Source organism: Sandaracinobacter neustonicus, from assembly GCF_006385875.1.
Lineage (GTDB): Bacteria > Pseudomonadota > Alphaproteobacteria > Sphingomonadales > Sphingomonadaceae > Sandaracinobacteroides > Sandaracinobacteroides neustonicus.
Window position 1 is genome coordinate 274,471 of sequence record NZ_VFSU01000011.1, and the last position, 21,165, is coordinate 295,635.

Here is a 21,165-nt window from a genome sequence, read left to right on the forward strand (position 1 = left end):
TGACATGAAAAAAGCGCCCAACCGCGAAGGCTAGGCGCTTTGGGTATCAACCGAACCGGCAACCGGCCTCGGTGAAGGTGTAGTCGTTGGCGGCGATGGATTCGTCGATCGCCTCGTCCGAGGTCAGATGCTCATACTCGCGTTCGAGCTGGCGATAGAGCCATCGGGCGAGATCGCGCAACGCCTCGGTGACGGCTTCTTCCGCGCCGTCGGTCATGGGCTGCCAGGTCGGACTGTCGCGGTCGACGGAAATCGACATGCAGTATTCGTGATAGTATCGCCCGCCATGCGTGGCTTCGGCGCGGAGCTGGAAGAAATTGCGCCGCTGCACGACCTGAAGCGCATCGGCGATCCTATGAAGGGCTTCGTCGTGCGGGGCATAATCGCGCAGCGCCTTCGGCGCGCCCTTGCGATAGCGATAATGGGCCTCGAAACAGGCGCCGTCGCCCTGACTCCAGAAGCCGCGAAACCAGATGCAAAGCTCTTGGCGGCTACCGCCGCCATGGAGCCGGATGGGCCGGGTCTTGAAGGTCAGGCCAAGGATCTCGCCGATGCGGACGAAGTCGTCAAAGACGAATTCGTGCCAATCGTGCTCGAAGCCGATCTCACGATACCATGACCGGGCTTTCTCCCTGGCGGATTCGGAGAGTTCGCCCAGCCGATAGACGGTGGTTTCGATGATCTCAGGCATCGGGATCACCTCCGTCGAGCACGTCGGCGAGCCAGCCGCTGGTATAGGTCCACGCCACGGTCTCGCCCGTGGCCAGGTCGAGCACATGCGCGCCGCCGCCAAAGGCATCGACGCGCGGTCTCGAGCAGGTGTTGGCGTATTGGAAACCCCAGCGCCCGGTCAGCCCGAACGCGGCGGCGCAGCGCTTCACGAACTGAATCAGGCGCTCGGGATCGCCGGTGACATCGTCGCGCATCCAGAGCTTGGTCCCGCCGTGTTCGGGCTGGATCGAAAGAAGAAAACCCTCGGACGGCGGCTCCTCCGACGCTCCTTCCTCGGAGAGCGTGTTGTAGAGGTCGAGTGCGCGTGCGGCGTTGTCGGGGGTGCCGACGTCGAGCAGGCAGGAGAAATGCGTGAAAAAGTCGGCCATGGCAGGCTCCTGAAACGACAAAGCCCGGCGCGAGGCCGGGCTGATTGAAGGAATGTGACGGGGTCAGGCGGCCTGCGGCAGCCGGAGAAGATCGGCGGCGGTTTCGCGCCAGAGCTGATCGACCAGACGGGCTTCAAGCCGGGAGGCCTGATAGCGAAGGTCGCGCGCTGATCTATGATCGCCGCGGCCGGAGGCGGCGAAGGCCAGGCCGCGAATCCGGCTCGATTCGGTGACGATGCGCCGGGCTTCGCGGTCACTGGCGACGGGATGCTGCCAGAGGATGACGCCGGCGCGGATGTCACCAGCGAGCACCAGGCCCAGCGCGTTATCCTGCACGACGATCAGCCGGGGCCGGAAATGCAGCGTGTCGTCCGGGCCGATGCGGATGTCGTCGCGCGCGACGCGCATGGCGGCAAGGATCATGGCCTCTTCAGGGGACGCCGCGTCCCCGAGCGGGATGGTCCGGTCGCAGCAGTCGGCGTCGGTGGCCTCGGCATAGCTGATCGTGCCGAGGCAGGAGACGCGCAGCGGGAGCTTTTGCGCGCGATGAAGTCTGGGAAGCACCTTCTCCGCGAGGATCTGACCGATCGAGACGAAGGGGGCAGCACTGGCATGGGTCATCGGGAATACTCCGCGACGGGCGGCGGAGGCCTCTCCTCCACCTGCTATTCCGTCACGGCCGATTGGCCCGAACTCTTACTCTCATCGCCGACGCCGAAGCCGATCCGGTCAGTAGCCGAAGGACCAGGAGGGCCAGGCCTGACCGTCGTCGGAGGCCGTGACCGCCTCGGCCAGATAGGTCGCGTCGCCCTCGATGAGGGAGGGATCGCGCACAGGAGTTTCGTCGATCACGGTGACGCGGGTCACAAGGCCGTCCTCGACCTCGACATGGACGGGCACGAGATACTGGAACACGAGGCGGCGCGTCGGGGACGCGTTGATAATGGGCATGATGATCTCCACGAAAAATGCGGGGAGCGGCAAAGACCGCTCCCCGTTGTCGTGTTCACTCGGCTGCGGCCAGGACGGTTTCCTCGTCCTCGGCATCGGCGCCCTCGTCCTCCTCGCCATCATCGGCGAGGAAGTCCGGCAGCGCCGTGTCATCGCCGCCATCCGTCTGCGCCTCGGCGCCGTTGGCCTGTTCGCCATCGAGCGAGGCGAGGCGCAGCGGCTCGGGCAACCAGCCGGTGTCGGCCAGCAGGCGCTCGGCTTCCTTGGCCATGTCGCCCTTCTTCAGGTGGTCGATGAGCTGCGCAGCCCGCTCGCCGGCGCCTTCGCGAACGGCTTCGAGGATGCGCGGCTTAGTGACACGGCCGAGATAGTTGCCCACGGTCGGCCGCCAGCCCGCCGCCACCATGTCGAGGCCGGTTTCGCGAGCGAGCCGGTCCGCCTGCGCCATCCGCACGTCAAGGCCATGGCGGCTGACGCCCGAACCCGAATGCGGATTGGGCCGCTCGAAGAGCGCATTGACGCCGTAGCTCACGCACAAGGCCAGCAGGTCCATGCGCGTGCCGTCATCGAGATGGGTGAGCCAGTCCCAGAGGGCCTGGTCGTCGGCCGGGACATGGTCGCCCCAGCGTTCATGCCGCTCGTTCACGGCCCGGGCGGAGTCGCTCTCCTTCAGCTCGTCGGACTGAGCCGGAAAGAAGATGTGCCGGACACTGGCCTCGAGGCAGCCCGTCGGCGCGGTGTGCCGGAAGGTATCGCTGACCAGCTTGTGCAGCAACATGGTCATGGCGACCTGCGGATTTTCCGCCACGGCATTGCGCAGCGCCACCGTGCGATGGGCCGTCAGCTCGATCACGAGGCGTTCGGGCAACGGCTTGAGGCTGTCGTCCTCGTCCTCCTCGGGCTCGGCGGGCTGGCCTCCGATAGTGATGACCGCGCGCTGGACAGCGCGCGCATCGTCGCCATCGGCCTCGGTGTGGTCGTCGTCGCCTTCGGACTCGACCGGCGCCTCGTCGTCAGGGCGCACGTAGCCGCGCTCGACCAGCAGCGACCCGTCGCCGTCGAGACTGACGAAGACGCCGGCGATGCGGATCTCGGCCGGATCGTAGGTGACGGGCCGCCGTTCGAAGGCTTCCAGAGCCTGCTCGATCTCGCCCAGGCGCTGATCGATCTCGTCGGGCAGCTCGTCGGCCTCGGAATATTCCTCCTCGATCCGGTCATACTCGGCTCGCAACGCTTCACGCGTGGCGCGCTCCTCATCGGTCAGATCGACGATCGTGCCCGAAAGTTCGCGAAGGCCATGATCGTGGCCGTAGGGAAAGCTCATGGCCACATCGACCCACTTCCAGCCCTCAGCGGCGATTTCGTCGGCGCAGGTCTTGAGCTTCTCGGCGACGAGTCGATCGAGCAGAACGGGGTCCTGCAGCCAGCCGCCGTCGTCGTCCTGGAACAGGTCGCGCAGGATGCAGCCGCCTGCGGCCTGGTAGGCGTCGATACCGACGAAGACTGCGCGCTTGTCGGAGGCGCGGACCGTGGTCTCGGTCAGCATGCGGCGGATCTGATAGGGTTCCTTCGACCAGCTATGGCTGATCGCTTCCCACACCTGCTCCTGACGCGCGTGGTCTTCTGAGATCGAGAAGGCCATGAGCTGTTCGAGGGTCATGCCGTTTTCGGCGTAGATGTCGAGAAGTGCGGGCGAGACGGTGACGAGCCGCAACCGCTGCTTCACCACCTGGACCGGGACGAAGAAGGCAGCGGCGATCGTCTCGTCGGTCATGCCCTTGTCGCGCATGGCCTGGAAGGCGCGGAACTGATCGAGCGGATGCAACGGCGCACGCTCGATATTCTCGGCCAGCGACACCTCGTCGATCAACACATCGGCCTTGGAGTCAGAGACGACGCAGGGGACCGGTGCGGTTTTGGCGAGGCGCTTCTGCTTCACGAGCAATTCGAGGGCGCGGTAGCGGCGGCCGCCGGCGGGGACTTCGAACATGCCGGTCTCCGCACCTTCGGCGTTCACCACGGGACGGACATGGATGCTCTGGATGAGGCCGCGGCGGACGATGGACTCCGCCAGTTCGTCGATGGAGACGCCGGCTTTCACGCGCCGGACGTTGGACTGGCTCAGCACCAGCTTGTTGAAGGGGATGTCGCGTGAGGACGACAGGGTGATCTTCTGAACGGCAGTAGCCATCGGGATGTACTCCGCGACGGGCGGCCGAAAGCCTCTCTCTCGGCCTCCAACCCGTCACGAAAATCCCGTTCCCCCCTCTTACTCTCTCACCCCGAACCGCGAACGCGTCAGGAAAGCCTATCGCCGCGTGGAAGCGCAAAGCCTCAAAGCCGACTTCACGCCTCCACGTATTTGCGCATCAATGCTCGCCGTGCCGTGACCGAGCGGCCTGATAGAGAATGCGCTCTGCCGCCCGGATGCTGCCGGCCTGCCGCGCGGCTTCCGCCCAAACGGAGAGCAGGAAATCCCCCGTGAAGAGGATGTCCCGTTCGATCCCCATGCCGAACGGCAGGCGGAGCGACGACATCTCCTGCAGCGAGAAGGAGCCAAGCTCAGGGTGACCGAGATCGGCCAGCCCGAAGAGCGTGTCGCCATCCTCGTCCAGTTCGGTGGCGAGCCAGACGCCTTCACCCAGCGGGTTGAAGAATTTCACGACCGGCACATGGTCGGCGTCGCGCTGCCGGCCGTTGGCAAAAAGCTGCTCACGCAGCTCGTCAGTCAGGAGGATCATGCCGCCCTCCTGTCACAATCCGGACAGCTCACCTCCGTGCGATCCTCCGCGTGTGCTTCGGGAAGGTGTGCGAGCAGCCAGTCGGCGGCCTTGCTCGCCTGACTTGCGGCCCGCACGATGGCGCGATTGTCCTCGCGCAGGACCTCGAGCCAGGAGCCGATATAGTCCGCGTGGCGGACGGTCGGGACGATGCCGAGTGAGGCGCAGCAGAAGGCGGCGTTCATCTCGGCCACCAGCTCCTCGAACGCATATTTCTTCGTGCCAAAGGAGCCGGAGAAGTCGCGGCCGAGACGGGTGGCGTTGCCGGTGGCGTGACCGAGCTCATGCAGCGCAGTGCGGTGCCAGTTGATCGGCTCGAAATAGGCCTGTGGCGGCGGCACCTGCACATAGTCGTGGGCGGGGACATAGAAGGCCCGATCGCCGCCGATGCGAAAGTCGATCCTCGTCGCCCGGATCAGCGCTTCGACCTTGGGTTCGATCAGGCCTGGCGGCGGAGGCGGAGCCTCAATGGCGATATCGTCGGGCAGGCTCTCACACTGCGCCGCGTTGAAGACCGTGAAATGCTTCAGAAATGGAATAGCGGCCGCCTCTTCGCCGGTCTCGCGTGCGCGGCGCTTTTCGTCGTCGGGCACAAAGCGGTCAGCATAGACGATGGTCGTGCCGTGCTCGCCCTTCCGCACGTTTCCGCCGAGGGCGAGCGCCTGGCGAAAGGTCAGCCAATGCTGGGAAGGAAAGCCGTGCTGGATCACGGCGCCCCAAAGGATCAGGACGTTGATGCCGGAATACTGACGGGAGGTCGCCGCATTCCTCGGCATGGCGAGCGGCGCCTTCGCCGCAGCTGTACCCCAGGGCTGGACCCAGGGAAGCCGGCCATCCTCGAGTTCGGCGATGATCTTGTTGGTGATGTCGTCATAGAGATTGGTGCGGTCACCGGTACGACGCGCGGCGCGATCCATTCTGGCCATCGGGATAAACTCCATGACGGGCGCCGGGAGCCTCTCTCCCAGCCCTCAACCCGTCACGGACGATCCGTCCGCACTCTCGCTCTCGGGGCGTTGCGGGGTGTCCCCGCAGAAGGGGTCGGCCGAGACCGTGGCTCGGCCGCAGGGGAAGGCTTTCCCCGTTCAATCGATCCCTCGTGGCGACCGGAGCCACGAAGGACGGTTGGGCTGAGTTTGAAAGCTTTAAGGCCGTTGAAAAGTGTCAGAAACTCGCATATATTTCTGACAGGAGAATGATGGTGCAACGTCTGACCGAACAGATTCTGGCGCACGCCGAGACGCTTCCGGAAGGAACGCCGCTGGCGGCAAAGAGCCTTCTCCACCTCGGCAGCCGCGCTGGGGTGGACCAGGCTTTGTCGCGTCTTGCAGAACGAGGGCATCTGATCCGTGCCGGGCGCGGCGTGTATCTGCGTCCGGTGAAGAGCCGGTTCGGCGCCCGCGCGCCTTCGGTGGAAAAGGCCGTCGAGGCGCTGGCGGTGCAGCGTGGAGAAGTCATCGTGCCGAACGGCGCGGCTGCCGCAAACGCGCTGGGCCTGACGACGCAGGTGCCGGTCCGCTCCGTTTATCTTACCTCGGGCCGGAGCCGCACGATGACCTTGGGCAAGCAGCTCGTCGAATTGCGCCATGCGCCACGCTGGCAGCTTGCGCTCGCCGATCGTCCCGCAGGCCAAGCGGTTCGCGCGCTAGCCTGGCTCGGGCCGGAGAAGGCGGAATCGGCGCTAAAGGCTCTGAAACGAAAGCTGCCGCCTACGGCGTTCGGCGAACTGGTGGCCGCCGCGCCGCAGTTTCCAACCTGGCTTGCCCGAAGCGTCGGCAAGGCGGTCCATGGCTGATCCCTTTCTGTCCTTGTCGGCGGCGGACCGTCGTGACGTCTTGGGCGTCGCCGCCGATCGGTCGGGGCGGCCCGCCCATCTGCTCGAAAAGGACGTTTGGGTCGTCTGGGCGCTTCAGACAGTCTTCGGCTCCGCGCTCGGCGATCATCTCGTCTTCAAGGGTGGGACATCGCTTTCAAAAGCCTACGGCGTCATTCAGCGTTTTTCGGAAGATGTCGATCTGACCTACGACATCCGAGCGATCGCGCCTGATCTGGTGGGCGACAAGGGCGAGGCACTGCCGACAACACGCAGTGAAGAGAAGCGCTGGTCGAAGGTGATGCGCCACCGGTTGCCGGAGTGGATTTCGGGCACGGTGCAACCATTGCTCATCGACGCAATTGGAGCGCAGGGCGTTTCGGCGGCGACCCGGGTCGAGGGCGAGAAGCTCTTCATCGACTATGAAGCGACCTCAACCGGCTCGGGTTATGTCGCGCCCAGCGTCATGCTGGAATTCGGCGCCCGCTCGACCGGCGAACCGGCCAGCGTACGCGACGTGGTCTGCGATGCGGCGGGCCTGGTCGAGGGCGTGACGTTCCCGGCGGCGTCGCCGCGGGTGATGCACGCCGAGCGGACCTTTTGGGAAAAGGCGACCGCGATACACGTTTTCTGCTTGCAGGAGCGGCTGCGCGGGGAGCGGTTCGCTCGCCATTGGCATGACGTGGTCCGCCTGGATGACGCGGGGATCGCCGACGCGGCAGCGGCTGACCGAGATCTCGCCCGCGCGGTCGCACGTCACAAGGGGATGTTCTTCGCTGAGAAGGCGGCGGACGGGGCGCCTGTCGATTACGAGGCCGCCGTCAGTGGATCGTTGCAACTCGTGCCGAACGGAGAGGCACGCGCGGCCCTGGCCTTCGATTACGAACATATGGTGGGAGACGGATTGCTGCTTGAGGACGCCGAGTCTTTTGGGTTGCTGATCGAGCGATGCGCAGACATCGCCGAACACGCAAATCGCGCGGCGGGATAGTAGAAACTGGGGAAAGCGTGGGGTTCTACGAGAAATGGTGTGAAGCCACCAAAGAGAAAGACAAGCGCAAGCACTATTGGACCTATGTCGAGAAGGGTGGCGGGCGTGACGAGATCAGCGCCGATCTCGCGAAGACCATTCGCTCCCATTATGACCGGCTCGAGCGCATCGCCGAGGATGTGGAGCGGCTTGGCTACAAGATCGCCGCCAAGATTCTGAGCGAAGCGATGCCACATACGGACAAGGGCCGCTCTGGCGATCTTGGCGAAATCCTTGCGACTGAGCTGGTGGAGGAAGAAATCGGCCTGCGCGTCCCCGTGCGTCGGCTCCGCTACAAGGACGGCCGCAACATGGCCATGCGCGGCGATGACTTCATCGGCGCCGGCTATGGCGGCCAGGACGAGAAGCTTTGGCTCCTGAAGGGGGAAGCCAAAAGCAACAAGAAGCTCGGCAAATCCACCGTGACAAGCGCTCGTAAGGTGCTCGATCGCGACAATGGCCGCTGCACGCCGGACTCGTTGCTGTTCGTCGCCAACCGCCTCCTGGAGAGCAATGATCCCGACGAAAACGCGCTAGGCCGCGACCTCCGCGATGAGGTGGGCTTGAAGTCGCTGCGCGCCGATCGCATCGACCACATGCTTTTCACCGTTTCCGGCAACGGCCCCCATGCCTCGCTGAAGGAAGATCTCGAGGCCGCCGGGACCAATCGCGACCACTACGTCGTGAACATCCACGTCGAAGACCACCAGGACTTCATCGCGGCCATGTACGAAGGGGCGCAAGACCTTGGAGACGCCTGACGAGCTGACCGCCTTCCTCGCCACCGCGACCGTCGACGGCATCCTCGGCCGTTTGCTCTATCGTGGTGCTGCGTGGTCGCTGATGCGGGAAGCAGGCGTATTGCCGCAGACCGCGCCGCCCTTGGGCGCGACAATCGAAACCGACCTTGCCGAGCACGGCTTCGCCTTGCTTCGGGGCGCCATGGCCTTGCGTGCCCAGACCGGCGCGTCAGACTTGACGAACAAGGCATTTGAACGGGCGGCCAACGCCTTCGAAGCGCTGGTAAGAAACGGTGATCCTGAGGCACCCGATCGCGGCTTCCGCCGCACCATCGCGGCTGCCGCCTATCACCTGGCCGGCTTCTCGGCCGTCGCCTATTCGTTGTTCAAGGAGACGGATGAAGATCTCAACGCATCGCCCGGCGAAACGGCAATCCGTCATCTCATCCTGCGGGATCTCGATCAGTTACGTGCCTTCGTTCGCGACTGGCTTAGCGACGAGGCCCACGGCGATGAGCAGATGGGCGAAGCGCTGGGCGGCGATGAGCCTGATATCGACGACGTATTGTCTACCATCCTGAATACGACGATTTGCCGGGCTCTTGCCTACTTCGACTTCGCGCTGGAAACGGGGGAAGAGGAGCCGATCGACGCCGCGCGCGATCTGCTGGCCACTGCGGTCAGCCTCGCCGGCAACGCCGGGAATGTCCCGTTGTGGTGGATCTCGAATCTCTGCCGTCACCTGATTGACGACCTCTGGCAGCATTCGTTGCACGGGAACCTGCCAACGGAGCCACCCGCTGGAACGGAGGAGAAATATCCGGACCTCCGGCGGCTGTTCATCGGTTCGCTGTACGCCCGCAAAACATCCGAGGTGGAGCTTTGGCCGTCTCAACGCGAGGCCGCTCGTCGATCTACGGATGTCACCGACGATCTCGTTGTGGCGCTTCCCACCAGCGCGGGGAAGACGCGCGTTGCGGAAATCGCCGCATTGATGACCTTGTCCTCCGCGCGGCGGGTGTTGATCGTCACGCCGTTGCGTGCGTTGTCGGCCCAGACCGAACGCTCCTTCCGCAAGACTTTCGCACCTCTCGGGTTCAGCGTCTCGTCGCTGTACGGCGCCAGTGGTCTTTCGGCAGGTGACGAGGATGCACTGCGCACCCGCGAGATCATCATCGCCACACCGGAGAAACTCGACTTCGCGCTTCGGAGCGATTCCTCCCTGATCGATGATGTCGGTCTGATCGTTCTCGACGAGGGCCATATGATCGGGCCCAGCGAGCGTGAGATCCGCTACGAGACGCTGGTGCAGCGTCTGTTACGCCGCGCCGACGCGGCCGATCGCCGGATCGTCTGCCTGTCCGCGATCCTGCCCAGCGGCGACGAGTTGGACGACCTTACCGCCTGGATACGCTCGGACGAACCCGGCGAGCCCGTGCGTTCCGACTGGCGACCCACGCGCCAGAGGTTCGGCGCCCTAACCTGGCGCGGCAAGGATGCGCTCCTGCGGCTTGACCTCGACGACGGCGGTCCTTTCCTCGACAAGTTCGTCGAGGAGAAGCCTGCGCGCGGAAGGGAGAAGAATCCGTATCCTCGGAAGAACTCACATCTCGCCCTCTTTGCGGCGTGGGAATTCGCCGGCCAGGGCAAGCGCACTCTGATCTTTTCCACCCAGGCCAACTGGGTCGAGAGCTACGGCAAGCAGGTCGTTGACCTGTGTAAGCGCGGCTATCTCGACTCCCTGCTGGAGGATGAGGGGTCGGTCGCGCGCGCGCTGGAAGTCGGCAAGGAGTGGCTGGGCGAAAACCATCCGGCCGTTGCCAGCCTCAAGGCCGGCGTCGCCATTCACCACGGCCGCCTGCCAAGCCCGTTCCTGCGCGAACTGGAAGTCCTTCTCTCGGAGGGTGTGCTCAAAGTCATCGTCGCTTCGCCGACGCTTTCCCAAGGGCTCAACCTCAACGCCGCCGTCCTGCTCGTACCGGCACTCTACCGGGCCGGCGAGAAGATCAAGGGCGAGGAGTTCGCCAACGTTGCAGGCCGGGCCGGGCGCGCGTTCGTCGACGTCGAGGGCCTGATCGTCCATGTCATGTTCGACAAGACCGACTGGCGAAAGAAGGAGTGGAGGAAGCTGGTCGCCTCCGCCAAGGCCCGCACGTTGAAAAGCGGCCTCATCCAGATCGTAGCCGAAATCCTCGAGCGCCTGTCGCGAGAGGGGGTGCTCGATCGCGATGACGCCTGGGAGTATCTCGCCAATTCCCGGGAGGCGTGGCGATCGCCCGACGAGGAGGCCGAGGTGGCTGAACGCCTTGCCGCCGCCGTGGAATACGACGCCGGCGGCGACGAGAACGATGACGAGGACGAGAGCGAGGACGACCAAGAGGAAACGATCGACGAAGAGCCGTTGTCGCAGATTGTCGAGCGCCTCGATGCGACCGTGTTCGGCCTGATCGAAGCTCTGGATGCGGATCGCGCCGATCTCCCGAAGTTGCTGGACGAGGCCCTCAAAGGATCACTCTGGGCTCGTCAGATTGCGCGCGAGGAAGAGGACGTCGCGCCCCTGCACAAGAGGGTGTTCGAAGCACGCGCCGACCTCATTTGGAAGACCACCTCCGAACAGGCGCGGCGCGGGCATTTCGCGATGGGGGTTGGACTTGAAGCCGGCCTTTCTATCGACACCATGGCTGATGAACTGGCCCAGCTGCTCGATCGCGCCGACGATGCGGCGCTGAGCGGCGACGTCGACGAGCTCGCCGACGCCCTTGGTGGCCTGGGAGAACGGTTGCTGTTCATGCGGCCCTTCATCCCCGACAAGAAGAACGCGCTGCCGGCCAATTGGAAAGTCATTCTGCGCGCCTGGATCTCAGGCGACGCGGTCGAGAAGATCGGACCGCAGAACATGCGGGCGGTCGAAGAGGCTTTCACCTATCGCTTGGTCTGGGCGCTGGAAGCCGTCCGCACCCGCCGCATGTCGCTCGGCTGGTCACCGGAGACGGTGGCGGGCGGCGCAGCGGCGGCGGTCGAAACCGGCGTCCCGCAGTTCATGATGGCGATGTTGATCCGGGCGGGGCTTCCGTCACGGCGCGCGGCCATCGCGGCCATTCAGGACGCCGAGCCGATCTTCGTGACGCCCGCGGAGATGCGGGCCTGGCTCGAATCCGACGAGATTACGGCCTACACTGATGCCGGCGACTGGCCCACGCCCGACACCGCAGCGCTTTGGGCGCGCTTTCGCACCGAAGCTCTCAGCGGCGGAATCCATAAATGGTCGGTCGAACGCTATAAGCGTCTGCTCGACATCGCGGCGGCCCCGCCCGCGGGCCTTTATCGAATCGTCACGGACGAGGGGGACGGACGAACTTGGCTCGAAACGCCTGACTACCGGCGGGTCGCGCCCTTCAAGAAGCCGGCGGTGGACCCAAAGCCCAGCCTCTTCTCAGGAAGGCTGCCGGGCAACACCAGGCTGGTCGAAGCCTTGCGCGTTGGTCGCGGAAAACTGCGGTGGCCGCCCGCTGACGCTAGAGGGGAAAATTAGACATGCTCTATGCTTGGGTCGGTGATCAGAAGCGTGCGCCGCTCGCCAAGGGCGAGCGCACCACCTGCCGTGACTGTGGCGGTCTGCTGACCGCGGTGATGCCCGTCGAAAACACGCCCCACTGGCGGCACAAGGCCGGAGACTGCGATCCGTGGAGCGAGCCTGAAGGGCCTTGGCACCTCGGCTGGAAAGAACTTTTCGATATGTCGTGCCGCGAGATCGCCCTGCGCGATCCGATGACCGGCGAACTGCATCGCGCCGATGTGCTGGTTGGCAGCGGCACCTCTCGCGCGACCGTGCTCGAGTTGCAGCATTCCTCGATCAGTGAGGACGAACGCAACGCGCGCGAGGCCTTCTATCGGCAAGGGCATCGGATGTTTTGGCTGGTCCACATCCACAGCGAAAGCTCCTTTCTCGGAACCTACTTCAGCATGTCGCTCGATTTCGGCTCGCGCGTCGTAAACCTCGACGGCAAGGAATTCGCGGTCATGCGCTGGATGGGACCGAGCAAACAGTTCATCGAGAAGTGGAAGCGCGCAAGCGCCCACGTCTTCTTCAATGCAGGTCCCTACATCTTTTACCTCGCCGGTCAGGGCGTCGCCTCTCGGTTGGGCGGCCCGTTCCGGCGTGGTGAGTTTGCTCTCTGTGCATTGTCGCGTGACGAGTTTCTGCGGGCCGTTCGGTGGGAGGACAGCGCGACGCCTCAGTGAAGGTCACGCGATTTGATCCCGAGATCATCGATGTGACCGTAGGGATAAAAGAAGTCTCGCGCGCGTAACCCCTTGGGCGCCAGCTCGCGCGCATCGGAGCCCGAACATGGCGCGCGTGACCGAAACCCCCTCACATCACGGAGTCAAGCGCAGCTCCGCCCCCGGCTGCGAGCAATACGACAACCCATGGTGGGGCTTTCCAGGCCATCAGTGCCACAAAGCAAACCAGAGCCAGCGCGAAGTCCGGCATGCCGCCGATCGCGCTGGTGAAGACAGGCGAATACAACGCCGCGCCGAGGATGCCGACGACAGCGGCATTGGCGCCTTGCATGGCCGACTGCGCCCATGTCGTGCGGCGCAACCGATCCCAGAAGGGGAGCGCCCCGATCAGGATGAGGAAGCCCGGCAGGAAGAGTGAGACAAGAGCGATCGCCGCACCGGCAACGCCGTTCGGCGCCGGTCCCATGACCGCCCCGAGCCAGGCGGCGAAGGTGAAGAGCGGTCCCGGCACGGCCTGCGCCGCGCCATAGCCCGCAAGGAAGGCGTCGTCGGACACCCATCCCGGCGTGACGGTTTCGGCCTGCAAGAGCGGCAGCACGACATGCCCACCACCGAAGACCAGAGAGCCAGCACGATAGAAGCTGTCGGCCAGCGCCCATCCTTGCGCCTGTCCGGCCAAGAGCGGCAGGCCAATCAGTAAGACTGCAAACAGCGCAAAGGCCGTCAGTCCGGCTTTCCGCGAAACCGGGACCGGCAGATGCGCGCCGGTCGTGACCTGTCCCTTGCTGAGGACCAACCCGGCGATTGCGCCGAGGAGAATGGCGCCCATCATTCCGATGGCACCCGGTGCCCACGCGAGCAGAAGCACAGCCGCGACCGCGATCGTGGCGCGCTCCTTGTCGGGGCAGAGATTTCTTGCCATGCCCCACACGGCTTGCGCCACGATGGCGACGGCGACGATCTTGAGACCATGCAGGACGCCAAGGGCAAGCGGGCTTTCCAGCCGCGTTGCCGTCATGGCGAGCGCGAGAAGGATCAGAGCCGATGGTAAGGTGAAGGCGAGGAAGGCCGCAAATGCCCCGAGCCATCCCGCGCGCGTCAAACCAAGCGCAAAGCCGACCTGGCTGGAGGCCGGGCCGGGCAGGAACTGACATAGCGCGACCAGATCGGCATAAGCGCTTTCGCTCAGCCATTTTCGACGCGTCACCAGCTCGTCCCGGAAATAACCCAGATGCGCGATCGGACCGCCGAAGGAGGTGAGCCCCAGCTTCAGGAAGACGCGGAAAACTTCGGCGGCGCTGGCCTTTGACTGCTGGGGGCTTTGATCCATTCAGGCGGTCTCGTTGATTGGTCACTCTCGCCAACGATGAGATACGGTTGGCGTTGTTCCGAATACTCAGGTCGCTGCCGTCAGATTGACCCGCCGCATCAGAGCCTCACCGCTCTCCTTGCGCTCGGAATAGCGGTCGGTCAGGTAGGAAGAGACATCGCGCGTCAGCAGCGTGAACTTCACCAGTTCCTCCATCACGTCGACCACCCGATCATAATAGGATGACGGTTTCATCCGACCTGCTTCGTCGAACTCCTGAAAGGCTTTGGCGACGGAGGACTGGTTGGGGATCGTCACCATGCGCATCCAGCGGCCCAGCACCCGCATCTGATTGACGGCATTAAAGCTTTGCGAGCCTCCGGACACCTGCATGACGGCGAGCGTGCGCCCTTGGGTCGGCCGCACTGCACCGACCGAGAGCGGAATCCAATCGATCTGCGCCTTCATCACCCCGCTCATCGCGCCGTGCCGCTCCGGGCTGGTCCAGACCTGACCTTCTGACCAGAGCGAGAGTTCCCGCAATTCCTTGACCTTCGGATGGTTGACGTCGGCGCCGTCCGGCAACGGCAGGCCATGCGGGTCGAAGATGCGCGTTTCCGCGCCGAAGTGTTTCAGCAGGCGCTCTGCCTCCAGGGTGAGAAACCGGCTGTAGGAGCGCTCGCGCAGCGAGCCGTAGAGCAGGAGGATGCGCGGCGGATGGGCCGAGGGCGCTGCCCGAAGACGGTCGATTGTCGGCACGTCCAGGCATGCACCATCGACGTTGGAAAGATCGCGCAGCATCAGCGCTTCGCCTCAGCCACGCCCCGGGGCTTTTCGCCGCGCTCGTACCAACCTTTCGAGCGGTTCACGATCCAGACGACGGAGAGCATCACGGGCACCTCGATCAGCACGCCGACCACGGTGGCGAGCGCCGCACCGGACTGAAAGCCGAATAGACTGATGGCAGCGGCGACGGCGAGCTCGAAGAAGTTAGATGCCCCGATCAGCGCCGACGGCCCGGCGACGCAATGCTGCTCGCCAGTCAGCCGGTTGAGGAGATAGGCAAGGCCGGAGTTGAAATAGACCTGGATCAGGATCGGCACGGCGAGCAGCGCGATCACCAGCGGCTGGGCGAGGATCTGTTCGCCCTGGAAGCCGAAGAGCAGGACGAGCGTGGCGAGCAGCGCCACCAGCGACAGTGGCTGAAGGCGGTCAAGAAAGCGCTTCAGCGCCGGCTCGCCGCCAGTGGCGAGTAGCCGGCGTCGCAGTATCTGCGCGGCGATCACCGGCACGACGATATACAGCGCGACGGACAGGACCAGCGTGTCCCATGGCACGGTGATGGCCGACAGGCCGAGCAGCAAGCCGACGACGGGCGCGAAGGCGAACACCATGATGGTGTCGTTGAGCGCGACTTGGCTCAGCGTGAAATGCGGCTCGCCTTTGGTGAGGTTCGACCAGACGAAGACCATGGCCGTGCAAGGCGCGGCGGCGAGGATGATGAGGCCGGCGATATAGGAGTCGATCTGGTCCGCCGGCAGGTAGGGCCGGAACAGATAGCCGATGAATAGCAACCCGAGCGCCGCCATCGAGAAGGGCTTGACCGCCCAGTTGACGAACAGCGTGACGCCAATGCCGCGCCAGTGTTCCTTGACCTGGCCGAGAGCGGCGAAGTCGATCTTGACCAGCATCGGCACGATCATAAGCCAGATCAGCGCCGCGACCGGCAGATTGACCTTGGCGATCTCGGCCGCGCCGATGGCATGGAAGACGCTCGGCATCAGATGGCCGAGGCCAATGCCCACGACGATGCACAGGGCGACCCAGAGGGTGAGATAGCGTTCAAAGGTGGACATGGACTTTCCTCAGGCCGTCGCGACGCGGCGGCCGTGTTCGTCGATCACCCGCTCGCCGTCTTCCTTGACGAATGCCCCGCGCTGCGGCGGCAGCAGGTCCAGCACGTCCTCGGACGGCCGGCACAGCCTCACCCCTTCCGGCGTGACTACGATCGGACGATTGATGAGGATGGGATGCGCCATCATGGCGTCGAGAACTTGCGCGTCGCTCAGCGCCGGATCGTCCAGGCCAAGCTCGGCGTAAGGCGTGCCCTTCTCGCGCAGCAGCGCGCGAACGGAGATTTCCATGCGCGCGCTGAGCTGCTCAAGCATCGTGCGGCTCGGCGGCGTCCTGAGATATTCGATGACATGCGGCTCGACGCCGGAATTGCGGATCAGACCCAGCGTATTGCGCGACGTGCCGCACTCGGGGTTGTGGTAGATGATGACGTCCATGATCGGCCTCACGCAACGTCAGGGCGCGGCGAGGTTGCGCCTTCGCTGCGGCCGATCTCGCGCAGCTTGGTGCCAAGCGCAGCCTTGTCGAGGCTGGCCACCGGCAGAGCCGTAAAGACGGAAATCCGGTTTCGCATGTAGCGGAAGGCGGCGACGAACGCCTTTTCCTTTTCGATGTCCCGTCCGACGACGGCAGCGGGATCTTCGATGCCCCAATGCGCGGTCATCGGCTGGCCCGGCCAGACCGGGCAGGCTTCGCCGGCGGCGTTGTCGCAGACGGTGAACACGAAATCCATGACAGGTGCGCCGGGTTGGGCGAACTCCTCCCAGCTCTTCGAGCGGAAGCCTTCGGTCGGATAGTCGAAGCTTCCGAGCACCTTCAGGGCGAACGGGTTGACCGCGCCCTTGGGCATGCTCCCGGCCGAGAAGGCACGGAAGCGACCAGCGCCGTCCTTGGCCAGAATGCTCTCGGCCAGGATCGAGCGGGCCGAATTCCCCGTGCAGAGGAACAGGACATTGTAGATGCGGTCAGTCATGGGCGGCCTCCTTGGCGGCGAGAGTTTGAGGCGGGCAGCAGGGCGAAAGATCGGCGATCAGCGGCGCGCAGATCTCGGGGCGGCCGCCGCAGCAGTCCTTCACAAGGAATGTGGTGAGTGCATGCACAGCCTCGAGCCGCGCCCGATAGATAATTGAGCGGCTGTGCCGCTCGGCGTCGATCAGGCCGGCGCGCGTCAGCGTCGCAAGATGCGTCGACATGGTGTTGTGCGGGACGTTCAACCGGCGGGCGATGTCGCCTGCAGCTAATCCGTCCGGTTCGTGCTCCACCAGCAGGCGGAACACGTCGAGGCGGGTCGGTTGCGCGAGCGCGGCGAACGCAAGGATGGCGGCATCTGATTCCATATGTCGAGACTAATCGACATCTGGTGGTGAGTCCAGAGGCACGAGTTGTCCTTATGGAGAATGGCAGGTTATGCCGGGCCTATGCCTAGCCGCGACAGAAAGCGGGAAGCGAGCCCGACGAAGAGTCCAGCTCGCTATCCCATCAACTCGTCAAATCGCCTAAGCGGCCAAGGGCAAATCTTGTCTGTCCCCGCTGGGGTCTTCCACCGCCTTCTTGAGGAAGTGAGAAAGTGCGGCCTTTCGGGAATTCCGATCTAGAGCGTAGGCGGTCTGCTTGAACTTGACCCCATCGAGCAGCCCCTGAACGTAGCCGGAGATAGTGTCGGCGGCCATGATGAGGGCGGTGTCGAGCGAATGGATGTATTTGCTCGTGACGGTCCCCTTTGAGTGACCGACCAGCGCGGCGATGGTGACCTCGGTGAAGCCGAGATCGTTTGCGATGCTGGCGAAGCTGTGACGCAGGACGTGCGGCGTTACATCTGCCAGCGGCGAGTCCCGGAAAATCTGCCGCCAGTGATTGGGGAATCCGCCAAAGGCGTTGTCCTCGCCCTGGCCGGGGAAGACATAGCTGCCCGTCGCGGTCTTGCGGCGTTTCTCTAGATACTCGACCACGGCGAGGCCGATAGGACGGATGGAGGCGCCTTCCTTGCTATCCTCCAGACGCATGCAGCTCGCGTCAGTGTCCGCCTCGGTCCACTTGAGACCGATCATCTCGCTTCGGCGGCAGCCGGTGAGCGCGATCTGTCGGATGATCTCGACCGTCATCCCATATTTCGGGGTTTCGGCCGCTTCGCGCAGAATCTCGCCGAGCGTGCGGTACTCCGCCTCGGTGAGACGACGGTCGCGGACATTGTCCTTGGGCTTGCGGATGCCGTGCACGGGATTGGCCGTGATGATCCCTGCCTCCATGGCGTAGGTGAAAATGCCGCCGACGAGTCCGAGCGTCCGCGTGGCCGTACCGGCGCCGCCTGTCACGATGGACTTGCCGCGCAGCTTCTTGGTCTTCACCGACACTGCCGTCTTGCCCGCCATGATGTCCTTCAACACCTTGGTCATGTCGGCTTTGACGAGATCCTTTACCCGGCGCGTGCCGATCAGCGGAATGATGTGTCGATGAATGCGACCGGTATCGCTGACGATGGTCGTTGCCTTTTTCGGTCGGCCTCCCTTTCCGAGAATGAGACCGGCTTCGAGGTCCTTGAGATACATCGCGCACAGTTCTTTGACGGTGATCGCCTGATGATCCAGCAGGCGTTCCTCGGAGGGGTTATCACCCTGTGCGACGCGACCGAGTTGCACCTTAGCTTCCTGCCGGGCTGTCTCCGCCGTCCACACGCCATGAAGGCCGATTGTGAAGCGGCGGGTTCGACCTGCGGCGCGGTATTGGATAAGGTAGCTGCGTTTACCGGACGCGAAGATGCGAAGGCCGAAGCCGGGAAGTTCGTCGTCCCAGATGAAGTAGTCCTTCTCGCGGGCTACGGCAGCATCCACGACTCGTTTCGTGAGCTTGGCCATTACGCGATTTCCCCCTGGAGAGCGGGCTGTTTCCGCGGAAGCACCACGGAAGCAGCCGGATGAAAGTCGGAGCGAAGTGTCGGATATGGATTTCGGCGGGGAAAACCGGATTGTCCATACGTTTCAAAGCGTTGTAGTATCATGGCGTGTCCTAGCGTGCATTTCTGATAGCCAGGACAAATTGCTCCGAAGGCTGAAGTCAAGGGCTGCTGGTTTGTGAGAGACGTAGAAAAGGAGATTGTTTACAAAGGTTTGCGGGAGTTACCGTTGAGGCTTCCACCCTACAGGTTTTCCGCGTAAGCACTGCGTAAGCAACAGGCACCCATAGCTCAGCTGGATAGAGCGCTACCCTCCGAAGGTAGAGGTCTCAGGTTCGAATCCTGATGGGTGCGCCATCTCTCAGACAGACAGTACGATCGCTTTCAGGCTCCTTCATGAGGAACTGGGCGGAGCTGATGGCGCCGTTGTGACGCTGCGAATACCTCCAAGCCCTGCGGGACTTGACCAGCATCGCTCGCAAGCGGCACGCGTAATGGCAGAACTTACCTGCGACTTCTCGCCGTTCACGAGTGTTTTGGCATCCGACAGCTATTGTCGGACGCCGACATTCAAAGGGGTGCTCAGATGCCGCACTGTTGATTGATCTAGCAGGGAGCGTAGCGCTGTTCCTGATCAAGCTAGCGCGAAGGGGGGCTAGCCAATGCTACAGATCGTGCAAGGCATGTATTTCCGGCCGGTACCGCTCACGGACACGCTACACCGGGGTATTTTTTATACAAACCTGCGCGCCTTTCGTGAGCAGACACTGACCTTCGTTTTTGGGAGGCTGCTGCCTTCGACGACATTTGATGGTCCGCGCACCTTCACGGTCGAAGCGCGAGAGCAGCTGGAAGCCCAGAGCCCCTCCGGGACGCTTGAAGTCCTCGCCGCCACCAGTGGCGACCAGTTGCTCGACGAGGTTGCCGCAGTAGTCGCCTTCTGTACCAAAGCCACTTGCGTCCGCGACCATGACATGGCGCGCCGGCTGATTTCTGCTCAACAAGGCGAGGAAAGAAATCGCCGCGGTCCCGCGAGCCTATTGCGCCAGACCTTCGACGCAACGGTTATCCTCACGGACGAGGGTGTAGCGGACCTTGAACGCTTCACGCGCTCACTCCTCGGGCTACAGCGCAAGAGCTACGAGGCGGTCATCAGGGCCATACGCCAGATCGTCGATGCGACGCTTATCGTCGATGAAGACGCCGCATTAGCATATACATTGATGGTGGCGGCTCTAGAATCACTCGGCCAAGCGTCCGAAAGCGAACCCGCTGTCTGGGAGGACTACGATCCGTCGAAACGACATCGGATAGACGCAGCCACCCAAGGACTTGACGACGTTGTCCGCGCGCGGATCGAGAGCGCCGTGCTTGCAAATGAGCATCATGGTCTTCAGCGGCAGTTCGTCGCCTTTGTGCTAGATCACGTTGAGCCCTCCTTCTATCGGAACGAAGCTGTTGGCGCGATCCGACCAATCAAGACTACCGAGCTCCCAAACGCGCTGCGCCAAGCCTATTCTATCCGCTCGCGAACCGTTCACGCTTTGGAGCGCTGGCTCGGGAGGTTTGGATGGCAGGCGATCGTGCCGATACGGCATTGCTAGACACCGGCATTGTCCTAAGTTTGGAAGGACTGTCACGCCTGAGCCGTCATGTGGTGCGGCGCTTCGTTGAGCGTGCTCCTCAAGGTGTCGATTCGACATTCAACTACCGCTCAGCACTACCCGGAATCATGCCGGGCCGCTGGGCAGCGCAATATTGGATCGGACGGGCCGAGGGGTTCAATCGTGATACCGCTGCCGAGTATTTCGATGGAATGCTAACATATCTGATCGAGGGGCTATCAAAGCGTAGCGAGACGGGTCTTGTCGATATGAGCCCTGTTCTAGAATCCATCGAGGGCACGGCGCTCGGCCTTTCCAAACGAGAGGATCGCCTTGCGATGGCCGGGATCATGACGGTCTGGAACACGGTCGCTCCCCCGGACCGTCGTCGCAGGCTCAAGCCGAAGCTCGCCAAGCGGTTTGAGGCCGACTTGGCGGAACCGAGCATGGTGAGCTTCGCAATCGGAATGGTGCTCGGACGGCCGATTGAATGGTCGACCGAAGATATGCAGTTGCTTTCCGACGCCCGCTGGAAAGAGCGGTTAGGCAACAAACCCGCCCCTCTTCCGATGCGAGTTGATGCGGCTCTCCACATCCTGCTCGCAGACCGGCTCTTGCACGAGGGCAGCAAAACTAAGGCGCTGGGTGAGCTCGGTCGTGCGGTCGAGACTGTTCCCGGACTTGCTCCCCTGATCGAGTTCGAACAGGCGATCGAACGCGGTGAGGACCCTGTACTGAATCTCGGTCGCTTCGTGCTCGGCGAGGCGGAGTTTATTGGAGCAGCGTCGACTGCCAGCCACCGACCGGAGTCGGATGAGGGGCAACCGGGAGAAGTGCGTTCTGACTAACGTC

21 protein-coding genes and 1 tRNA gene are annotated in these 21,165 nt (G+C 63.7%); 8 read left to right on the top strand and 14 right to left on the bottom strand.

From position 1 onward, the window contains the following. Positions 1-46: 46 nt before the first annotated feature. From FJQ54_RS02890 to FJQ54_RS02920, 7 genes are all read right to left on the bottom strand, one after another. Entirely contained in the window at positions 47-691 is a 645-nt protein-coding gene (locus FJQ54_RS02890; RefSeq protein ID WP_039248228.1) for a hypothetical protein, read from the bottom strand. Beyond that, entirely contained in the window at positions 684-1,100 is a 417-nt protein-coding gene (locus tag FJQ54_RS02895; RefSeq protein ID WP_039248226.1) for a hypothetical protein, read from the bottom strand. Before FJQ54_RS02895 ends, FJQ54_RS02890 begins: the two co-directional genes overlap by 8 nt. 63 nt (positions 1,101-1,163) lie before the next feature. Beyond that, positions 1,164-1,721: a hypothetical protein gene (locus FJQ54_RS02900; protein ID WP_039248223.1), complete on the bottom strand. Its 558-nt coding sequence runs from the start codon at positions 1,719-1,721 to the stop codon at positions 1,164-1,166. A 108-nt stretch (positions 1,722-1,829) separates the two neighbouring features. Further along, entirely contained in the window at positions 1,830-2,063 is a 234-nt protein-coding gene (locus tag FJQ54_RS02905; RefSeq protein WP_235890291.1) for a hypothetical protein, read from the bottom strand. 43 nt (positions 2,064-2,106) lie between these two features. After that, positions 2,107-4,242 (bottom strand): ParB/RepB/Spo0J family partition protein, encoded by a 2,136-nt coding sequence (locus tag FJQ54_RS02910; RefSeq protein WP_039248222.1) that lies wholly within the window; start codon positions 4,240-4,242, stop codon positions 2,107-2,109. 178 nt (positions 4,243-4,420) lie between these two features. Then, positions 4,421-4,792 carry a DUF2958 domain-containing protein gene (locus tag FJQ54_RS02915; protein WP_039248219.1) on the bottom strand — a complete coding sequence of 124 codons (372 nt, stop codon included), beginning with the start codon at positions 4,790-4,792 and terminating at the stop codon, positions 4,421-4,423. Then, positions 4,789-5,757: an ArdC family protein gene (locus FJQ54_RS02920; protein ID WP_039248296.1), complete on the bottom strand. Its 969-nt coding sequence runs from the start codon at positions 5,755-5,757 to the stop codon at positions 4,789-4,791. Before FJQ54_RS02920 ends, FJQ54_RS02915 begins: the two co-directional genes overlap by 4 nt. Positions 5,758-6,026: 269 nt before the next feature. Here FJQ54_RS02920 and FJQ54_RS02925 point away from each other — a divergent pair, with 269 nt between their 5' ends. Genes FJQ54_RS02925 through FJQ54_RS02945 form a run of 5 tightly spaced genes read left to right on the top strand, consistent with a single transcriptional unit; the run spans position 6,027 to position 12,656 of the window. Then, positions 6,027-6,626, top strand: coding sequence for a DUF6088 family protein (locus FJQ54_RS02925; RefSeq protein ID WP_235890292.1), 600 nt, complete (start codon positions 6,027-6,029; stop codon positions 6,624-6,626). Further along, positions 6,619-7,635 carry a nucleotidyl transferase AbiEii/AbiGii toxin family protein gene (locus FJQ54_RS02930; protein WP_140926861.1) on the top strand — a complete coding sequence of 339 codons (1,017 nt, stop codon included), beginning with the start codon at positions 6,619-6,621 and terminating at the stop codon, positions 7,633-7,635. The genes FJQ54_RS02925 and FJQ54_RS02930 overlap by 8 nt, the downstream gene beginning before the upstream one ends. A gap of 17 nt (positions 7,636-7,652) precedes the next feature. Further along, positions 7,653-8,435: a HamA C-terminal domain-containing protein gene (locus FJQ54_RS02935; RefSeq protein ID WP_039248215.1), complete on the top strand. Its 783-nt coding sequence runs from the start codon at positions 7,653-7,655 to the stop codon at positions 8,433-8,435. Then, on the top strand, positions 8,422-11,946 hold the full coding sequence (locus FJQ54_RS02940) for a DEAD/DEAH box helicase (RefSeq protein ID WP_039248213.1): 3,525 nt from the start codon (positions 8,422-8,424) through the stop codon (positions 11,944-11,946). The genes FJQ54_RS02935 and FJQ54_RS02940 overlap by 14 nt, the downstream gene beginning before the upstream one ends. A 2-nt stretch (positions 11,947-11,948) precedes the next feature. Further along, on the top strand, positions 11,949-12,656 hold the full coding sequence (locus tag FJQ54_RS02945) for a competence protein CoiA (RefSeq protein WP_140926863.1): 708 nt from the start codon (positions 11,949-11,951) through the stop codon (positions 12,654-12,656). Between the two features lie 130 nt (positions 12,657-12,786). On the opposite strand, the gene chrA is transcribed toward FJQ54_RS02945, so the two are convergent. From chrA to FJQ54_RS02980, 7 genes are all read right to left on the bottom strand, one after another. After that, on the bottom strand, positions 12,787-13,986 hold the full coding sequence (gene chrA / locus FJQ54_RS02950) for a chromate efflux transporter (RefSeq protein WP_140926865.1): 1,200 nt from the start codon (positions 13,984-13,986) through the stop codon (positions 12,787-12,789). Positions 13,987-14,052: 66 nt separating this feature from the next. Then, a complete protein-coding gene (gene arsH, locus FJQ54_RS02955; protein ID WP_039248788.1) occupies positions 14,053-14,766 on the bottom strand; it encodes an arsenical resistance protein ArsH in 714 nt (237 codons plus the stop codon). Then, positions 14,766-15,821 carry an ACR3 family arsenite efflux transporter gene (gene arsB / locus FJQ54_RS02960; RefSeq protein WP_039248786.1) on the bottom strand — a complete coding sequence of 352 codons (1,056 nt, stop codon included), beginning with the start codon at positions 15,819-15,821 and terminating at the stop codon, positions 14,766-14,768. The genes arsH and arsB overlap by 1 nt, the downstream gene beginning before the upstream one ends. 9 nt (positions 15,822-15,830) lie before the next feature. Continuing rightward, positions 15,831-16,256, bottom strand: coding sequence for an arsenate reductase (glutaredoxin) (arsC, locus tag FJQ54_RS02965; RefSeq protein WP_039248784.1), 426 nt, complete (start codon positions 16,254-16,256; stop codon positions 15,831-15,833). Between the two features lie 8 nt (positions 16,257-16,264). Further along, a complete protein-coding gene (locus FJQ54_RS02970; protein WP_039248782.1) occupies positions 16,265-16,792 on the bottom strand; it encodes an arsenate reductase ArsC in 528 nt (175 codons plus the stop codon). Then, complete coding sequence (locus FJQ54_RS02975) at positions 16,785-17,156, bottom strand: ArsR/SmtB family transcription factor (protein WP_039248779.1); 372 nt, start codon at positions 17,154-17,156, stop codon at positions 16,785-16,787. The genes FJQ54_RS02970 and FJQ54_RS02975 overlap by 8 nt, the downstream gene beginning before the upstream one ends. A 159-nt stretch (positions 17,157-17,315) precedes the next feature. Beyond that, positions 17,316-18,671 carry a tyrosine-type recombinase/integrase gene (locus FJQ54_RS02980; RefSeq protein ID WP_039248776.1) on the bottom strand — a complete coding sequence of 452 codons (1,356 nt, stop codon included), beginning with the start codon at positions 18,669-18,671 and terminating at the stop codon, positions 17,316-17,318. 318 nt (positions 18,672-18,989) lie between these two features. Between FJQ54_RS02980 and FJQ54_RS02985 the strand changes: the two genes are divergently transcribed. The 3 genes from FJQ54_RS02985 to FJQ54_RS02995 all read left to right on the top strand — a co-directional run bounded on the left by FJQ54_RS02985 (position 18,990) and on the right by FJQ54_RS02995 (position 21,161). Further along, positions 18,990-19,066 (top strand) — tRNA-Arg (locus tag FJQ54_RS02985). Between the two features lie 305 nt (positions 19,067-19,371). Then, a complete protein-coding gene (locus FJQ54_RS02990) occupies positions 19,372-20,313 on the top strand; it encodes a hypothetical protein (protein WP_140926867.1) in 942 nt (313 codons plus the stop codon). Continuing rightward, on the top strand, positions 20,280-21,161 hold the full coding sequence (locus FJQ54_RS02995) for a hypothetical protein (protein WP_140926869.1): 882 nt from the start codon (positions 20,280-20,282) through the stop codon (positions 21,159-21,161). The genes FJQ54_RS02990 and FJQ54_RS02995 overlap by 34 nt, the downstream gene beginning before the upstream one ends. Positions 21,162-21,165 lie beyond the last annotated feature (4 nt).